This window comes from Streptomyces sp. G5(2025) (assembly GCF_049542075.1).
Lineage (GTDB): Bacteria > Actinomycetota > Actinomycetes > Streptomycetales > Streptomycetaceae > Streptomyces.
Genome location: NZ_JBMUZT010000002.1, coordinates 212,127 through 229,086, shown reverse-complemented (window position 1 = coordinate 229,086; position 16,960 = coordinate 212,127). Strand labels below are relative to the sequence as shown.

Here is a 16,960-nt window from a genome sequence, read left to right as displayed (position 1 = left end):
GTGGTTCAGCCGTCTTCGGGCGCCGCGACCCGTACCGAGAGCCCGTAGTCCAGCTCTGCCCCGTCCACGAGCAGGGCCTCGACAGAGCGCGTCACGGGGTCGATGTCGGCCTCCATGCCGTCCCCCACGTACCGGGGATAGCCGGAGGCGCCGGTCTCGCCGGTGGCCACCACGACGGCCGAACGCAGGGCCCCGCGGGTGTCGCCGGTGGCCCTGCCGTCCCCGTCGAACTCAGGAACCAGCAGAATCTCGTAGCGCTGCGGATGAGTCTCCATGCGACGACGCTAGACAGGAGTGGCGTCCGCCGCATGTTCTCGGCGCCCCCCGCGCGGACCGCCGTGTCCGCACCCGGAGGTCACCAGCGCACGGCCGTGAAGTCCACCGGACGGGGCCGCAGCGTCGCCGTCCGAGCGGTCAACGACCGCATGCGGTCGGCCATTTCGGCGGCGGGCAGGTGCGTGCGGTCGCCGTGTCCGGGCAGCAGCCACTCGAAGCGGAACCGTTCGGCCGTGCGGGCCAACGAGGCCGCCAGCTCCTCGATGGAGTACCAGGTGACGCTCTCGGCGACCTCGATGTCGCCGGTCGAACGCGACCAGTAGAAGCTGTCGCCGCTGAAGCAGTACCGCTCGTCGGCGACGTACAGCACGCTGCCCCGCGTGTGGCCGGGCAGCGGATGGGCGAGGACTCCCTCGCCGATCTCGACGCTCCCGGTGCCGCGCAGGATGCGGTCGGCGTCGGGCGCCGCGTCCAGATCCCCCTCGTGGATCCAGAGCCGGGCCTCGAAGCGGTCGGCGTAGCGGCGGCCGTGGGCGGCGTGGTCGCGGTGGGTGAGCAGGACGTCGGTGACTCGGCCGATCCGCTCGTACCGGGCGGCCAGCGCCTCGCTCCAGCGCGGGGTGTCCACCATCATCAGGTTCCCCGAAGGGCGGCGCAGGAGGTAGGAGTTGGCGCCCGCGGTGCGGGTGGAGTTGTGTCCGCAGAACAGGACGCTGTCGTCGGCGTGGTCGGCACCCTCACGTTCGCCGATGGGGAGGGGATACGGGTCCCACCGCTCGTCCAGCCGGCCGGTGGTGGGCCGGATGGAGCGGGTGTGGCAGGCGAACGCGGCGGCATGGACCTGGCGTTCCTCGGCCGCGTCGCGCGGCTGGCGGAGGAGTTCGGAGCGGCCGTCGACCTCATGGAAGAGGTCGGGCGCGAGCTGCCGGGCGACGTCGCAGTTCGTGCAGCGATCATCCACGTACCAACCGGAGGCCAGGGGCTGGGCGGCGAGGGCGTCGTTCACGGTGTGACTCGCTTCCTGCGGGGGAGTGGACCAGGTCTGTCCCACCAGGGGTATCCCGGGCCGGGAGCGAAGTGGAAGGGGGGCGCGGCCTTGTTTCCCCGGCCCGGAGCAGATCTCACCGAACCTGGCCGGCAGCACAGAAGTGGCGTGAACATGCCACATCATGCCGGGGCCTGGCGGGCGGCCCGGCCTCAGCGATCCGAAGTCGTTCATGAGGGGGGTGAGCGCGGCCATGGCAGGGTATGCGGCGACACCGAATCCGGGCACGGCGCCGGTCCCGTCGCTCGTGCACGCCGGCAGGCTCTGCTGAGGACGGGCCCGTCGCGGACCGACACGGCTCACCACGACCACAGCGCACCATGGGCACGGAGGGGAACAGAGTGAAGCCGACCAGCGTACGGCAGACCGGAGCGAAGCGGATCGGAGTCATCGGAGTCGGCGAGATCGGGCGAGCCATCGTGACGGGTCTGCACGCCGGAGGTGACGAGGCACCCGAGGTGTTCCTCTCACCCCGCGGAGCCCGCACGGCCGCGGAACTCTCCTCGCGCTTTCAAGGCGTACAGGTCTGCGCCGACAACCAGGAGGTCGTGGACCGCTCCGAGGTGGTGCTCGTCGCCGTGCGCCGCCAGGACCGGCACGAAGCCCTGGCGGGGCTGACGGTGGACCGCGACAAACTGGTGGTCAACGTGATGGCCGGCGTGGCCAATGACGACCTGCGCCGGACACTGGCCACCGACGCCCCGCTGGTGCGGGCCATCCCGCTGCCGTCGATACGCGAACGCCGTTCCGTCACGGTGACGTTCCCGTCCCATCCGGTGACCGACGCGCTCTTCGAGCGGCTGGGCGGGGCGCTCCCCGTCGGGGACGAGGCGGCCTTCGACGTCTTCTCCGCGCTGACAGGGACGTTGACCACCCATTACGCGTATCTCGCCACGCTCACGTCATGGGCTTCGGAGCAGGGCATCACCTCCGACGACGCCGACCGCTACATCCGTGGACTCTTCCAGGGCGTCGGCCGCGCCCTGAGCGACGAGAGCCGTTCCCTGGACCGGCTCGCCGCCGACCACGAGACCCCCAACGGCAACAACGAACGCATCCGCACCACGTGGTTCGACCATGCCAACTCCGAAGCCCTCCACAAGGCTCTCGACGACCTCCTCGCCCACCTGCGGCAGCCGGGGTGAAGTGGAGCGTGAGCCGCGGCGTCAGGCCTGTCAGGCACGTCAGCACGTCAGACATGCCGGGACGGCGCGGCCTCACCGTCCCACAACTCCGCCCGGCGCGCCCCGACCAGCGCCTCGGCGCGCGCCAGGACCTCGTCGACCGGCGGCGCGTCGACGCGACGTGTGCGACGGCCCTCCCCACGCTGCCGATGATGCTGCGGTCGACCATGACCGGTCGGTGCTTCGCGCCGTCCGCGCCGACGTAGTGCGGGTCGAACCGCTCGGGCCGGTGGAAGTCGACCTGAACGGTGGAGAGGGTCGACTCCCGGCCCGCCCCGTCGGCGACCTGGACGTCGATCCTGGACCCGTAGAACGCGGTCTCGCCCTCGACGGCCTCGTACGCCAGACCGGAACCGTCGAGAACCGCGCTCAGCAAGGCGGTGGTGACCGTCGACGCGACCGGCCACGACGCCTGCCTCGCCAACGAAAACCGCCTGCGGCGACCGGACCGTCTCGCGCCACCTCGCCGCGGGGGAGCGCCCCGACCAGGACGTCCGATGCTCCTGACCGGCACCTTTCGTCCTGTGAAAGTGGTCACAAGCCCCGAACTCATGATCGGGGCCGGGTGCCCATCACGCACCGAGTTCGCGTAAGGTCGCGGGTCGGCCACCCACGGCCGACCCGAACCACGCAGTCACCGAACAAGGAGTCGCAGGTCATGCCGGCCAATGACGCCGCCCAGGCGCCGATCTATGAAACCCTCGTCCAGGAGCACGGCGACGTCCTCGCCACGGCTCGCAAGGCCGCGGAGGAGACCCAGCAGACGGCCCAGGACGTTCTCGACTTCAGCACCCCGCCCCGCGTGAGCGCGCCCGCGGAGCCCGCGTCCTGACCCGGCCCCGGGGCGGCACCGCCTCGCGCCGGGGCCGGCCGATCGGCCAGGATGACGCCATGGACTACGAGTTCTGGAAAGAGATCCACGACCGCGGCGGCATCCCCGCGGTCAAGAGCGCGCTGGCGGACCTCCCCGCGGACCTGCCCCCACCGGAGGCGGGGGCCGCGGCCGAGCTGGCCCTGAGGGTCATCGAGGAGGACATCGCCCGCATCAACGCCCGTGCCGACGAGGCCGAGGCGAGGGCCCGCGACCTGGCCGAACAGACCCGCGAGGTGAACCGCCAACTGGCGGAGAACGCCACGCGCGGCTCGCAAGAGGCCTGACCGAAGCGCGCCCCGTTGCTCGCTCGGCACACCCGGGCCCCCGTGCAGACCCCGCGACCGGCGGCACCGCCCATCGCGGGGCCGGGCCCGCGCCGGCACGGCGGCGCACCCGTGGAGCAGCACGTGCGGGCAGGTCGGGCGAGCGGCGAGCCGTCATGTGCGGGCAGGTCGGGCGAGCGGCGAGCCGTCATGTGCGGGACATCAGCCGGACCATCGCCATGTCGTGGCGTGCCTGGAGCCCCGCGTCCGCCGAGACGCGGAGCAGGGCGCCGAGGGCCCGGACCGCGCCGTCGTCGTAGCCGCACGTCTCCGCCTCCAGCGCCGCGTTCTCCAGACGGCGGATTCCCTCCGTCTCGTCGCCCATCCCCAGCAGGGCCTCGCCGATCGCGGTGAGCAGCAGCACCCTGGCCGCCGCCGACGCCTCCGAAGGGGCTTCGAGGTCCAGCGCGGCGATAGCCGTCTCGTGGGCCGCCTGCCACTCCCTGGCGTCCAGCCGGTGCCGGGCGAGGTGGCACAGGGCGAGGCGTTCGGTGTGCCGGTCGCCGATGCTGTGCGCGAGCTCCGCCGCGAGCGCGCACCCCTCGGCCGCCTCGTCCGGACCGCCGAGCGCCGCCTGAGCGAGCGACAGATTGATGAGCGCCGTCGCCTCGCCGCGCGTGTCCCGCGCCCGCGCCGCGAGCACCGGCGCGGCCTCCAGGTGGGCGAGCGCCTCGTCGATTCGGCCCTCCTCGGTCAGCACCCACCCCAGCAGCGCCAGGACCCGCGACTCCGCGCGAGGATCACCGTCGGCCCGCGCCGCCTCCAACGCCGTCCGGAGCAGGGGAGTCCACCCGTCCCGCACCCGCCACACGATCTGCGGCCACATGCCGAGGATGATCCGCCACGTCCTGCCGTGCAGTCCCGCGGAGTCCGCCGCGGCGGCCGCCAGCGTCAGGTCGTCGCGCTCGGCCGCGTACCAGGCCATGGCCTGCTCACGGTCGGTGAACTCCCGCGTGTCCCGCGGCGGACGGAAATCCGCGGGCAGCGTGAAGCACGGCTCGTCGCCGGGTTCGGCCGCGTCGGCGGCGGCCAGCGCGGTCGCCACCATCTGGTCGAGCACGCGCGGCAGGGCCTCCGCCCCCGCGTCCAGGTCACGTGCGTACAGCCGTACGAGATCGTGCAGCGTCCAGCGGTCCGGCCCGGCCCGCACGACGAGGTGCGCGGCGGTGAGTTTGTCGAGCGCGGCCTCGGCGGTCGCCGGGTCGGTGCCGGCGAGGGCGGCCGCCGCGTACCGGTCGACGTACATGCCCGGATGGCGCCCGAGGTGGGCGAAGTGCCGCGCGGCGTCCGCCGGGAGACGGCGCACCGTGAGCCGCAGCGCCGCGCGTACGCTCGTGTCCTCCACGTCGAGGAGGGCCAACCGGCGCGATTCGTCGGACAGTTCGGCGCACATCGCGCTCAACGGTGACTCCGGCTGGTCCGCGAGCCGCGCGGCGGCCACCCGCAGCGCGAGCGGCAGCCCACCGCACAGCTCGGCGAGGCGCCGCGCGGCCACCTCCTCCGCGAGCACCCGCTCCGTGCCGAGCACCGCGGCGAGCAGGGCGGTGCTGTCCTCCGGTTCGAGGACGTCGACGGGTACGGGACGCGCGGCGTCGGAGGCGATCAGACCGCGCAGCCGGTAGCGGCTCGTGACGACGGTGACGCAGCGGGCGCCGCCCGGCAGCAACTCCCTGACCTGCTCGGACGCGCGTGCGTTGTCGAGGACGACCAGCAACTGCCGGTCGCCGCACAAAGAGCGGAACAGCGCGGACGGGGCGCCCGTCGACTCCGGTATCCGGCGCGGCGCGACCCCCAGCGCCAACAGGAACTCCCGCAGCACCTCCAGCAGGGCAGGCTCGCCGGTCTCGCTGAAGCCGCGCAGGTCGGCGTAGAGGAGGCCGCCGGGAAACTGCTCGCGGTTGCGGTGCGCCCAGTGCGTCACCAGCGCCGTCTTGCCGACGCCCGCGGGCCCGGTGACCAGACAGACGGGCGCCTCACCGGCGGCGGCCCTGGACAGCGCGGTCAGCTCCCCGGCCCGCCCGTGGAAACCGCGAGGCATACGCGGCAGCAGGTCGACCGTGCCGGGCGTACCGGCACCGGCGCCCGCACCCGTACCTGCACCCGCGACCGTACCTGCCCCCGTACCCGCCCCCATATCCGCTCCTGTACCCGGACCCGTACCCGTAATCGCGTCCGCGTCCTCGCCCGCCCCGCGCAACGCGACCGCGTAGGCGTCGGCCAGCTCCCGGCCGGGGTCGACCCCCAGTTCGTCGGCGAGCAGCCGCCGGGTGCGGTGGAACCAGTCGAGCGCCTCGGTCCGCCGCCCCGCCCGCTGAAGCGCCCCCATCAACGCGGCCGACAGCGATTCACGCAGCGGATGAACGCCGGCTTCCGCCCGCAGCACGGCGGCGGCCCGCGCGTGCTCGCCCATGCGCGTGTAGGCCCCGGCCAACGACTCCACCGACGCCAGCCGCAGCTCCTCCAGCGCCTGGGCGGCGGCCTGCAACGGCTGACTCGGGTACGCCCCCGTCAGCGCGGGCCCCTGCCACAGCGACAACGCCTCCTGATACATGGCCACGGCGTCGGCGGGCGCCCGCCGACCGCGGGCCAGCGTCACCAGTTCCTCGAAGCGATGGGCGTCCAGCAGCGACTCCGGCATCCGCAGGACGTACGCCGTGCCCTGGGTGATCAGCTCGACGCCGAACATGTCGGCCTCGGCGTCGGCGAGCAGCGCCCGCAGCCGCGACACGTGCCCCTGGATGACGCCACGAGCCCGCGCGGGCGGCTCCTGGTCCCACAGCGCGGCCGTCAACTGATCCACCGGAACGGGATGGTTGGGCCGCAGCAACAGCGCGGCGAGCAGGCTGCGCCGCTTGGCGGGACCGAGCGGCAACACGCCGACCTCCGTGGCCACGGAAACCGCTCCGAGCAGCCGGAACTCCACTGACGCAACCCCTCCCGCGGGAAAAGATCAGATTACCGGAGTCGTACACCTGTCCCAGAGACGGCGGAGATGCGTACAGAAAGGGCAGATTTGTCATGATGGCCCCGGGGCACACGATCACCGTGATCCGCTGATCACCGGGAGGCGAGCGGCGGATCACGCGACCGAGTCGTGCGCCGGCCGGGGAAATGCGGGCGGGCCCTGATCCGGTGAGGATCGTCAGAGGGCCACCACCTCCGCATGCCGACGGCCCGCGCCTTTTCCATCAGGAGGACCTCATGCTGGACCACACGCTGCCGCTCCTCGCCCAGGGCTACGCGTGGCTCCCCGACCTCACCCGCCGCAAGGGACCGGGGCCTGTGCGCACCCGCCTGATGGGCAGGCCCGCCATCGCGCTGCGCGGTCCGGAGGCCGTCTCCTTCTTCTACGACGAGAACCACGTGCGCCGTCGCACGGCGCTGCCCGAACCCGTCCTGAGCACGCTCTTCGGCAAGGGCGCGGTGCACACCCTCGACGGGGAGGAGCACCGCGAGCGCAAGGCCATGTTCGTCTCGGCGCTCAAGGACGCGACCGCGGTCACCGCGTTGGCGGAGCGGGTCGCCGAAGAATGGGAGCGCACCGTCAAGGAGTGGGCCGACAAGGAGTGGGCCGACGACTCCCACGTGACGCTTTTCGACGAAGTGAGCCTCCTGATCACCCGCGCCGTCTGCGCCTGGGCGGGCGTCCCTCTGACGCGGCATCCGAACAGCGGGCACCCGGACGACGAAGCCCGGCAGACCGCACACGACCTGGTGGCCATGGTCGACGGATTCGCCACCGCGGGCCCCCGCCACTGGAAGGCGCGGCGCGCCCGCAAGCGGCAGGAGGAGCGGATCGCCCGCCTGATCGAGGAGACCCGGTCGGCGGGCCACGAGGCCTTGGACCCGCCGACCGTGGTCGAGGCCGTGGCGGCCCACCGCGAGGCCGACGGGCGGCTGCTCGACCCCCGCACGGCCGCCGTCGAGGTCCTCAACGTCCTGCGCCCGACCGTCGCCGTCACGTGGTTCGCCGTCTTCGGCGCGCACGCGCTGCACCGGCACCCGGCACTGCGCGAGCGACTGGCCACCGAGGGCGAAGGCTACGCCCGGGCGTTCGCCCACGAGGTGCGGCGCTTCTACCCGTTCGCGCCGTTCGTCGCCGGTCTCGCCCCGAGCGACCTGGACTGGCACGGCGAGCGCATCGCCGAAGGCTCCATGATCCTGCTCGACCTCTACGGGCAGAACCACGACCCGGGGCTGTGGGAGGCGCCGTACACCTTCGACCCCGAACGGTTCGACGGCCGGGAACCGGGCCGCGACGAACTCGTCCCCCAGGGCGGCGGCGAGGCCTCCGCGGGGCACCGCTGCCCGGGCGAGGACGTCACCATGGCGGTACTGACCACGCTGCTCCCGCGCCTCGCCCGGCTCGACTACCGCGTACCCGAACAGGATCTGCGGATCCCACTGCACCGCGTGCCGACCAGGCCCCGCAGCGGCTTCGTCATCACGGACGTACGCTGACCCCTCGAAGAGAACGGTGGGAAAACCATGGCGCGTGCCGCGCTGTTCGACGTCGACGGAACCCTCGCCGACACCAACCACCTGCATGTGACCACATGGTGGGAGGCGTTCCGCCAAGCCGGTGAGAACGTCGCGATGCACGACATCCACCACGCCATCGGCCTCGGTTCGACCGACCTCATCGCCCACCTCCTCGGCGACGAACGCGACCGAGGCCTCGACGACGAGATCAGCGCCGCGCACAGCACCCTGTACGCCACGTACTTCGACCGGCTGCCCGCGCTGGAGGGCGCCCGTGACCTGCTGCACGCCTTCGACGGGCGCGGGTGGCGCATCGTCCTCGCGACCTCGGCGGGCGGCGGGGAACTGGGCGCGCTGCGCCGGGCCATCGACGCGGACGACGTGATCGCCGGCATCGCGAGCGCCGACGACGTGTCCGCGGGCAAGCCGGCTCCCGACCCCGTGCACCACGCCCTGGACATCGCGGGCTGCGGCCCGGACGAGGCCCTGTTCATCGGTGACACCGTATGGGACATGCGGGCGGCGTCCCGCGCGGGCGTACGGAGCATCGCGCTGCTCTCGGGTGGCATTCCCCGCAGCGATCTGGAGGAGGCCGGTGCCTCGGCCGTGTACGCGAACCCGGCGGATCTGCTGAACCAGTTGGACGCCGAGGTGCCCGTCGGCAAGGCGTGAGCCGAGGGAGGAGAGGAGACCGACCGGCCGCACCCCAATGCGGCCGGTCGGCGAGGCCTGCGTCCGCGTGCCGTTCCGACGCTTCGCTCCCCGCCGGTCGTCTTCCCGGCAAGCGCGGAGACATGTCCGCGCCGCTTTGGAGGAAAGGCTGTTTGGCCCCAGCTTCGAAGGGCAGGCGGAAAACGTGCTTCGGACCGGAGGCGCGTTCGCGGGAGCGGTGTGTTGCTTCCCGGTGGATGCCTGTCACCGGGGTGCCTCCGTTTCTCGCGGTCCCTGTTGGCGGCACCGTTGAGGAGCGATTTTCTGATGCTTACCGACCTGACTGCATACTCCGCCCGTCGTCGTACGGCGACCCGGCACCCCCACAACGACGCACCGGACACCGCCTCGGACTTCGCCCGCCTCGCCGCCCTTGAGGACGGCCCCGAGCGCGAACTCCTCTGCGAGCAGATCGTCGAGGCGTGGCTGCCCATGGCGCACCGCATCGCCGGTCGCTTCCGCAACAAGGGCGAGAGCCTTGAGGACCTCCAGCAGGTCGCCGCGATGGGCCTGGTCAAGGCGGTCAACCGGTACGAGCCCGGACGCGGCGCCTTCGAGAGCTACGCCGTCCCCACCATCACCGGTGAACTGCGGCGGCACTTCCGCGACCGCATGTGGGACGTGCGTGTGCCCCGGCGCGTCCAGGAACTGCGGAACAAGGTCCGTGTCGCGCGCCGCGAGCTGCTCGACCGGCCCGGCAGCGGCCCCGAGCCCGGCATCACCGAGATCGCCGAGCACGCGGGGCTCACCGAGGACGAGGTCAAGGACGGCATGGAGGCCATGGAGGGGTACAGCGCCCTGTCGCTGGACGCCGAGATCTCCTCCGCCGACCCCGACGGCTTCAGCCTCGCCGACACCCTGGGGGCGCCCGACCCCGCGTACGACTGCATCACCGACCGCGAAGCGGCCAAGGCGGGCCTGCGGCAGCTGCCGGAACGCGAGCGGACCATCCTCTACCTGCGCTTCTTCGAGGACATGACGCAGAGCCGGATCGCCGAGGAGCTCGGCATCTCGCAGATGCACGTCTCGCGCCTGATCAGCCGCAGCTGCGCCCGCGTGCGCGCGGAGGCCGGCGCCGGGTACGACGGCGCCGAGCACGCCCGCGCCGCGTGACCCTCCTGGTCGGCGGGCGTTACGCCCGGTTGACGGACGCCCGGATTGGGCGGCACGACTCCAGGGAACGCGTGACCCATGCCGCCTGACCACACCCAGTGCCCTCGTCCTGGAAGCCCTCGCCGCATACCGCGAGAAGGACCGGCTCGGCTTCGCGCCACCCGGCCACAAACAAGCCCGCGGCGCCGACCCGGCCGTACGCGAAGTGCGGTGACGCGGTGTTCCACGGCGACCTGCTGGGCTCGGGAGGCCTCGACGACCGGCGCACCCGAGGCCGCGTCCTGGAGCGTGCCGAGGATCTGATGGCGGACGCCGTGCACGCCGACCCCGTGGCCCAGGTGCGCGCGGAGTCGAGCAGATCGACGGCCTGCACGTCAACGACCGCGTCGATTTCTGGGGTCCCGGCCTCGCCGCGGAGATGATGCCCCCCTACCCGCCCGGCATCCCCACCGCACTGCCCGGTGAGCGGCTCACCGAGCCTGTCCTGCGCTGTCTCCGCACCGGTGTGGCGGCAGGGACGAACCTCCCCGACGCCAAGGACAGCGAACTGGACACGGTGCGGGTCGTCGTCGAGTAGGCAGGCCCCGCCGCACGCACCGGGGCGCACCCGGGCACAGAGAACACACAGAACACAGAGAACGCACAGAGAACACGAGGAAACGGAGCACCACCCATGGACCCCATGGACGAGCGGAACCCCCCGTCGCCGGGCCAGGACGGCCCACCCGTGCCCAGGGACCTGCCGGACCAGCAGGCCTCGGACGAGCCCGACCCCTGGGAGGTGGACGAGAAGGCGTCCACCACGGGCAACGGCCCCGACGACGCGGACGACGACGTGCCCGACACGGACGAGGCGGGCACCGGCCGACGCGGCTCGGCCGAAGCCGACGCCTCGCCCACCGACGACCCGCAGCCGGACGAGCCCACTGCCTGAGGGCGACCTTTCCGGCGTACGCGCTTCCCCCGGCGCCAGGCCGCGCGGCCGGCTCGCCGTGCCGCGCGGCCCGTCATGGGTGACGCTGGTAGGACGCGTACGCCGTCGATGGAGACCGGCGGCCGGAGGTGCCGATGGAGCCCGTGGAGGCGCTGGAACGGATCGCCTTTCTGCTGGAGCGCGGCCGCGCCCCGACCTACCGGGTGCGAGCCTTCCGCACCGCGGCCGCGGTGATCGGAGCCCTGCCCGACGGCGAGGCCGCGCGGCGCGCCGCCGACGGCACGCTGGAGTCCCTCAAGGGGATCGGACCGAAGACCGCCGGCGTCATCCGCGAGGCGCTCGCCGGTGACGTGCCCGGCTATCTCGAACGGCTCGAAGGCGAGGCGGGGGACCCGCTCGCCGAAGGCGGCGCCGAGCTGCGGGCGCTGCTGCGCGGCGACTGCCACCTGCACTCGGACTGGTCCGACGGCGGCAGCCCCATCGAGGAGATGGGTCGGGCCGCACAGGCGCTCGGCCACGAATGGGCGGTGCTCACCGACCACTCACCGAGGCTCACCATCGCCCGCGGCCTCTCCCCGGAGCGGCTGCGCGAGCAACTGGAGGTGGTGGCCGACCTCAACGCCCGCTGGGCGCCCTTCCGGCTGCTCACCGGCATCGAGTGCGACATCCTCGACGACGGCTCCCTCGACCAGGAACCCGAACTGCTCGACCGGCTCGACGTGGTTGTCGTGTCGGTGCACTCCAAACTGCGCATGGAAGCCGCCGCGATGACCCGCCGCATGGTCGCCGCCGTCAGCAACCCCCGGGCCGACATCCTCGGCCATTGCACCGGCCGGCTCGTCACCGGACGCGGCAGACCCGAGTCGACGTTCGATGCCGACGAGGTGTTCGCCGCGTGCGCGGCGGCAGGCACGGCGGTGGAGATCAACAGCCGTCCCGAGCGCCTCGACCCACCGCGCGGGCTGCTGCGCCGCGCCGTGGACGCGGGGGTCCTGTTCTCCGTGGACACCGACGCGCACGCCCCCGGCCAGCTGGACTGGCAGATCTTCGGATGCGCGCGGGCCGAGGAGTGCGGTGTCCCCGCCGAGCGCGTCGTGACGACCTGGACGGCGGAGGAACTGCTGGCCTGGACCCGTCAGAGCCGGGCCGGAGCCGCCGCCTGACGACACGCCGGCCCGGTGGCTGTCACAGGACGCCTTCGGCGGCCGCGAGCACCCGGTCCGGCGTGAGCGGCAGCTCGCGCAGCCGTACGCCCGTCGCTTGATGCACCGCGTTGCCGATGGCCGCGGCCGTCCCGACGATGCCGATCTCCCCGATCCCCTTGCTGCCCATGGGGTTCAGGTGGGGGTCGTCCTCCTGGATCCAGTGCGCCTCGATGGCGGGCACGTCCGCGTGGGCCGGTACGTGGTAGGAGGCGAGGTCGGACTCCGCGAAGTCACCGAAGGCCTTGTCCATGGTGCTGTGTTCGGTGAGTGCCATCCCAAGACCCATGGTCATCCCGCCGACGAACTGCGAGCGCGCCGTACGGGCGTTGAGGATGCGCCCGGCCGCGTAGACACCCAGTAGGCGGCGCACACGTACCTCGCCGGTCACCATGTCGACACCTACCTCGGCGAAGTGCGCGCCGAACGCGTGGCGCGCGTACTCGCTGTCCGCGTCCGCCGTGCCCGCCGTGTCGGCCGTGGCGCCCACACCCTCCGGCGGCAACTGCTGCCCGTACTGCCCCGAGAGGCGCTCGGCCAGCCGTGTACAGGCCTCGTGGACGGCCCATCCCCAAGAGGCCGTGCCGGAGGAGCCGCCGGCCAGCGGCGCGTTCGGCAGGTCGCTACTGCCGACGTCGGCCCGTACCCGCTCCACCGGAACGCCGAGCGCGTCCGCGGCGACCTGCGCGAGCACGGTGCGGGCGCCCGTGCCGATGTCGGTGGCGTTGACACGGACCACGAAGCTGCCGTCCGGGTAGGCGTGCGCGCTCGCCCGGGACGGCGAGGCGAGCACGGGATACGTCGCGGAGGCGACACCGCTGCCGATCAGGACGGGTCCTTCGGCGCGCGAGCGGGGCCGCGGGTCACGCGTCGACCAGCCGAAACGGCGGGCCCCTTCCCGCAGGCACTCGGCGAGGTGACGGCTGCTGAAGGGCTTGGAGCTGTCGGGTTCCGTACGGGTGTCGTTGCGCAGCCGCAGCTCGACGGGGTCGATGTCGAGGCGGACGGCGAGCTCGTCCATCGCCGACTCCAGGGCGTACATGCCGGGCGCCTCACCCGGCGCCCGCATCCAGGAGGGGCTCGGCACGTCGAGCGGTACGACGCGGTGCGTGGTGCGGGCGTGCGGCGAGGGGTACACGACGCGTGTGACGGCGGCCGCCGTCTCCACGAACTCCTTGACGCGCGAGGTGTGCGAGGCCACCTCGTGGATCACGGAGACCAGCGTGCCGTCCGGCCGCGCGCCCAGCCGCACCCGCTGGAGCGTCGGCGAGCGATGGCCCACGACGGTCGCCAACTGCCGCCTGGGCAGGGCGAGTTTGACGGGCCGCCCGGTCACGCGGGCGGCCATGGAGGCGAGCACGACATGCGGCCGGGGTGTGCCCTTGGAACCGAAGCCGCCGCCGACGTGTTCGGAGACGACCGTGATCCGCTCCTTGGGCAGCGCGAACATGCCGGCGAGGACGTCGCGCACGGTGGTCGCGCCCTGACTGGAGTCGTACACCGTCAGCCGCCCGTCCTCCCAGGAGGCGGTCGCCGCGTGCGGCTCCATGGGGTGGTTGTGCAACGGCGGTACGCGGTAGACGACGTCGACCTGGGCGGGCGCGGAGGAGAACGCCTCGTCGGCGTCACCGCGGACGTGCTCGCCCGAGGTGCCGTCGGTGTCCTCGGGCACGTACGCGTCGGAGTGGTCGGCGGTCAGGGTGACGTCGTGGGGTTCCTCGGCGTAGGTGACCTCGACGGCTGCGGCGCCTTCACGGGCGGCCTCCAGCGTCGTGGCGACCACCAGGGCGACGTACCAGCCGCGATGGGGCACATGTGTGTCCTGGAGCACGGCCAGCGTCGCGTCCTCCGGCTCGACCAGGCGCGGCGCGTTGAGATGGCTGAGCACGTCGACGACTCCGGGCAGGGCGAGAGCCGCCGTGTCGTCGAGGGCGGTGATCTCACCGCGCGCCACCGTGGCGGGGACCGGCCAGGCGTACGCGCACCCGTCGGGCGTGTGTTCGGCGGCGTACCGGGCGGCCCCGGTGACCTTGGCGGGGCCTTCCCTGCGCTCGGCGGGCGCCCCGAGAGCGCTGACGCTGGTGGTGTCCGGCATGAGGTGTTCTCCCTGGGAGGGCGGAGGAGGGGCGGGACGACGGGGACCGAGTCAGACAGCCGGGGGTCTGCCCGCCAGGCGGCGCAGGACGTCACACGCGAGATTGCGGGCCAGCGGCACCTTGAACGCGTTGTCCCGCAGCGGCTCGGCCGCGTCGAGCTCGGCCTCGACGGCCCGCCGGAACGCCTCGTCGCTCGGCGCGCCGCCCAGCAGCGCCCGCTCGGCCCGCCGCGCACGCCAGGGCCGGTGCGCGAGGCCGCCGAACGCGATCCGCACCTCGCGTACGACGGAGCCCTCGACGTCCAGGACCACGGCCACGGAGGCGAGCGCGAACGCGTACGACGCGCGGTCGCGGGCCTTGCGATAGGCGCAGGGCAGGCCGGCGGTCTCCGGCGGGAGCACGACGCCGGTGATGAGTTCGCCGTGCCTGATCTCGGTGTCCAGGTCGGGGCGGTCGCCCGGCAGCCGGTGGAACTCCGCCGCGGGCACGGTCCGCCGGCCGCCCGGCCCGTACAACTCCACCTCGGCGTCGAGCGCGGCGAGCGCGACCGCCATGTCGGAGGGGTGCGTGGCGATGCACTGCGGCGACTGACCGAGGACCGCGTGGTCGCGGTGGACACCGTCCCGGGCCCCGCAGCCGGTGCCCGGCGCACGCTTGTTGCACGGCTTGCCCGGATCCTGGAAGTAGGGGCAGCGGGTGCGCTGGAGGAGGTTGCCGCCCGTGGTCGCCATGTTGCGCAGCTGACCCGACGCGCCCGCGAGCAGCGCCTGGGACAGCACCGGATAGCGCTCGCGCACCAGCGGATGAGCGGCGAGGTCGCTGTTGCGCACCGTCGCCCCGACGCGCACGGAGCCGTCGCGCAGTTCCTCGACCGCGTCCAGGGGCAGGGCGCTGACGTCGATCAGCGTCCGGGGGCTCTCCACGCCGAGCTTCATCAGGTCGACGAGATTTGTGCCGCCGCCCAGATAGCGGGAGGTGGGGCGGCCCGCGTGCGCCGCGGTCGCCTCCTCGACGCTGTGCGCGCGTACGTACATGAAGGGCTTCACCGGGTCACGTCCTCCACGGCCTCGACGATGTGCGGATAGGCGCCGCAGCGGCACAGGTTGCCGCTGAGCCGCTCCCGGATCTCGTCCCTGGTCAGCTCCACGGCCAAGTCCGCGGGCGTCTGCGGGTCCGTGACGTGCGAGGGGTGGCCCGCCTCGGCCTCCGCGATGGCGCCGACGGCCGAACAGATCTGCCCCGGCGTGCAGTAGCCGCACTGGAAGGCGTCGCGCTCCACGAAGGCCCGCTGAAGGGGGTGCGGCCCCTCACCGTCGGCCGCGCGCAGACCTTCGACGGTGGTCAGGTCGCACCCCTCCTGCGCCACGGCGAGCAGCAGGCAGCTGTTCGCCCGGCGCCCGTCGACGAGGACGGTGCAGGCACCGCACTGGCCGTGGTCGCAGCCCTTCTTGGCGCCGGTCAGCCCCAGCTGCTCGCGCAGGACGTCCAGCAGCGTCGAGCGGTGGTCGACGGAGATACGGCAGGGCTTGCCGTTCACCGTCAGGGGTACTTCCGAGTGGAACGCTTCGGTTCCCATGAGGCTCTGCTCCCTCGTCCTGCGTGGTCCGTGCGATGACCGCGTATCCAGCCTGTGCCAGGACACACGTTCCGGCATGCCGGGAGAGCCGGATGCCCCGATCCGGCACCGCCTGGTAAGACGGCACCAGCACGGCCCCAACCGCTGGAGAACAGGAGAACCGCATGCCCCTCAGCGTCGCAGAGCGCGAGCAGTTCCTGGCCGAACCCCACATCGGGGCCCTGGCCGTGGCCTCGGACCAAGGGCGGGCACCGCTCACCCTCCCGATCTGGTACCAGTACGCTCCCGGCGGCGAGCTGTGGGTGATGACCGGACGCGACTCCAAGAAGGGCCGCCTGATCGCCGCCGCCGGCCGCTTCTCCCTGATGGTCGACCGCGTGGAGCCCACCGTCCGCTACGTCTCCGTCGAGGGCCCCGTGGTCCGCACCGAGGACGCCACCGTGGACCGACTACGGGAGATCGCCGCCCGCTACCTCCCGGCCGACAAGGTCGACGCGTACGTGGAGCTCGCCTCCAAGGAGCACGGCGAACAGGCGGTCTACCACCTGCGCCCGGAGCACTGGTACTCCTCGGACCTCGGCTCGGTCTGACGGCAGTGGCAGGCCGCCCGCGACGGCCTGCGCTCAGCCGCCCTGTCCGGTGATGTCGACCATCCAGGTGATGCCGTAGCGGTCCGTGCACATGCCGAAGACGTCACCCCACATCTGCTTCTCCAGCGGCACGGTCACCGAGGCGCCGGCGGAAAGCTTCTCCCAGTACCCCCGCAGTTCGGCGTCGTCGTCACCGCTGAGGCTCACCGAGATGTTGTTGCCCGGCCTGTGGTCGTCCGAGGGGGTGTCGGCGCCCATCAGGGTGAAGCCCCGGGGTGTTTCGAGCATGCCGTGCATGATGTTGTCGGCCAGGGGGGAGTCCGTCTGGCCGAACTCGGCATAGGTGTGGAGCACCAGGGTGCCGCCGAAGACTTCCTTGTAGAACTCCATCGCCTGCCGGGCGTCACCGGCGAAGGAGATGTAGGGGTTGAGACGCGAGGTCATGGATCCTCCCGGAATAGGGCCACAGACCGGACTGGCTGGAAGCTAACCCAGACCACGGACCATGGCTCGCCCACGAACCCGCTGGCGGCGCTCCCCTGCGAGGTGGTCCG

Annotated in this window: 16 protein-coding genes and 3 pseudogenes; 11 read left to right on the top strand and 8 right to left on the bottom strand. The window is 72.7% G+C overall.

Going from position 1 to position 16,960, the window contains the following annotated elements; genetic code table 11:
* Nucleotides 1–5 precede the first annotated feature (5 nt).
* On the bottom strand, nucleotides 6–275 hold the full coding sequence (locus ACOBQB_RS01485) for a hypothetical protein (RefSeq protein WP_423588134.1): 270 nt from the start codon (nucleotides 273–275) through the stop codon (nucleotides 6–8).
* An 80-nt stretch (nucleotides 276–355) separates the two neighbouring features.
* A complete protein-coding gene (locus ACOBQB_RS01480; protein ID WP_423588133.1) occupies nucleotides 356–1,282 on the bottom strand; it encodes an MBL fold metallo-hydrolase in 927 nt (308 codons plus the stop codon).
* A 380-nt stretch (nucleotides 1,283–1,662) separates the two neighbouring features.
* Between ACOBQB_RS01480 and ACOBQB_RS01475 the strand changes: the two genes are divergently transcribed.
* Nucleotides 1,663–2,466, top strand: a complete 804-nt coding sequence (locus tag ACOBQB_RS01475; RefSeq protein WP_423588131.1) for an NAD(P)-binding domain-containing protein — start codon at nucleotides 1,663–1,665, stop codon at nucleotides 2,464–2,466.
* A 115-nt stretch (nucleotides 2,467–2,581) separates the two neighbouring features.
* On the opposite strand, the pseudogene ACOBQB_RS01470 reads toward ACOBQB_RS01475, so the two are convergent.
* A pseudogene (locus ACOBQB_RS01470) lies at nucleotides 2,582–2,890 on the bottom strand (aminoacyl--tRNA ligase-related protein); the annotation flags it as partial.
* Between the two features lie 273 nt (nucleotides 2,891–3,163).
* Here ACOBQB_RS01470 and ACOBQB_RS01465 point away from each other — a divergent pair.
* Complete coding sequence (locus ACOBQB_RS01465; protein ID WP_423588129.1) at nucleotides 3,164–3,337, top strand: hypothetical protein; 174 nt, start codon at nucleotides 3,164–3,166, stop codon at nucleotides 3,335–3,337.
* 59 nt (nucleotides 3,338–3,396) lie between these two features.
* Nucleotides 3,397–3,663, top strand: coding sequence for a hypothetical protein (locus tag ACOBQB_RS01460; protein ID WP_423588128.1), 267 nt, complete (start codon nucleotides 3,397–3,399; stop codon nucleotides 3,661–3,663).
* A gap of 187 nt (nucleotides 3,664–3,850) precedes the next feature.
* Here ACOBQB_RS01460 and ACOBQB_RS01455 read toward each other — a convergent pair whose 3' ends face one another.
* Nucleotides 3,851–6,625: a BTAD domain-containing putative transcriptional regulator gene (locus tag ACOBQB_RS01455; RefSeq protein ID WP_423588127.1), complete on the bottom strand. Its 2,775-nt coding sequence runs from the start codon at nucleotides 6,623–6,625 to the stop codon at nucleotides 3,851–3,853.
* A 278-nt stretch (nucleotides 6,626–6,903) separates the two neighbouring features.
* On the opposite strand from ACOBQB_RS01455, the gene ACOBQB_RS01450 reads away from it, so the two are divergent.
* The 7 genes and pseudogenes from ACOBQB_RS01450 to ACOBQB_RS01420 all read left to right on the top strand — a co-directional run bounded on the left by ACOBQB_RS01450 (nucleotide 6,904) and on the right by ACOBQB_RS01420 (nucleotide 12,105).
* A complete protein-coding gene (locus ACOBQB_RS01450; protein WP_423588126.1) occupies nucleotides 6,904–8,163 on the top strand; it encodes a cytochrome P450 in 1,260 nt (419 codons plus the stop codon).
* 27 nt (nucleotides 8,164–8,190) lie between these two features.
* Nucleotides 8,191–8,856, top strand: a complete 666-nt coding sequence (locus ACOBQB_RS01445) for an HAD family hydrolase (RefSeq protein ID WP_423588124.1) — start codon at nucleotides 8,191–8,193, stop codon at nucleotides 8,854–8,856.
* Nucleotides 8,857–9,162: 306 nt separating this feature from the next.
* Entirely contained in the window at nucleotides 9,163–10,008 is an 846-nt protein-coding gene (locus tag ACOBQB_RS01440) for a SigB/SigF/SigG family RNA polymerase sigma factor (RefSeq protein WP_423588122.1), read from the top strand.
* A gap of 78 nt (nucleotides 10,009–10,086) precedes the next feature.
* Nucleotides 10,087–10,334, top strand: a pseudogene (locus ACOBQB_RS01435) (ornithine decarboxylase); the annotation flags it as partial.
* An 80-nt stretch (nucleotides 10,335–10,414) separates the two neighbouring features.
* Nucleotides 10,415–10,585, top strand: a pseudogene (locus ACOBQB_RS01430) (ornithine decarboxylase); the annotation flags it as partial.
* A gap of 96 nt (nucleotides 10,586–10,681) precedes the next feature.
* Nucleotides 10,682–10,942, top strand: coding sequence for a hypothetical protein (locus tag ACOBQB_RS01425; protein WP_423588121.1), 261 nt, complete (start codon nucleotides 10,682–10,684; stop codon nucleotides 10,940–10,942).
* Nucleotides 10,943–11,076: 134 nt separating this feature from the next.
* Nucleotides 11,077–12,105: a PHP domain-containing protein gene (locus tag ACOBQB_RS01420; protein WP_423588119.1), complete on the top strand. Its 1,029-nt coding sequence runs from the start codon at nucleotides 11,077–11,079 to the stop codon at nucleotides 12,103–12,105.
* 22 nt (nucleotides 12,106–12,127) lie between these two features.
* On the opposite strand, the gene ACOBQB_RS01415 is transcribed toward ACOBQB_RS01420, so the two are convergent.
* From ACOBQB_RS01415 to ACOBQB_RS01405, 3 genes are read right to left on the bottom strand one after another with little or no spacing between them, the layout of a single operon-like run.
* Nucleotides 12,128–14,239: a xanthine dehydrogenase family protein molybdopterin-binding subunit gene (locus tag ACOBQB_RS01415; RefSeq protein ID WP_423588117.1), complete on the bottom strand. Its 2,112-nt coding sequence runs from the start codon at nucleotides 14,237–14,239 to the stop codon at nucleotides 12,128–12,130.
* A 51-nt stretch (nucleotides 14,240–14,290) separates the two neighbouring features.
* On the bottom strand, nucleotides 14,291–15,286 hold the full coding sequence (locus ACOBQB_RS01410; RefSeq protein WP_423588116.1) for an FAD binding domain-containing protein: 996 nt from the start codon (nucleotides 15,284–15,286) through the stop codon (nucleotides 14,291–14,293).
* Nucleotides 15,283–15,816, bottom strand: a complete 534-nt coding sequence (locus ACOBQB_RS01405; RefSeq protein WP_423588114.1) for a 2Fe-2S iron-sulfur cluster-binding protein — start codon at nucleotides 15,814–15,816, stop codon at nucleotides 15,283–15,285. Before ACOBQB_RS01405 ends, ACOBQB_RS01410 begins: the two co-directional genes overlap by 4 nt.
* 164 nt (nucleotides 15,817–15,980) lie before the next feature.
* On the opposite strand from ACOBQB_RS01405, the gene ACOBQB_RS01400 reads away from it, so the two are divergent.
* Nucleotides 15,981–16,406, top strand: a complete 426-nt coding sequence (locus ACOBQB_RS01400; protein WP_423588112.1) for a pyridoxamine 5'-phosphate oxidase family protein — start codon at nucleotides 15,981–15,983, stop codon at nucleotides 16,404–16,406.
* A 33-nt stretch (nucleotides 16,407–16,439) separates the two neighbouring features.
* Here ACOBQB_RS01400 and ACOBQB_RS01395 read toward each other — a convergent pair whose 3' ends face one another.
* On the bottom strand, nucleotides 16,440–16,850 hold the full coding sequence (locus tag ACOBQB_RS01395; RefSeq protein ID WP_423588110.1) for a VOC family protein: 411 nt from the start codon (nucleotides 16,848–16,850) through the stop codon (nucleotides 16,440–16,442).
* Between the last annotated feature and the right edge of the window lie 110 nt (nucleotides 16,851–16,960).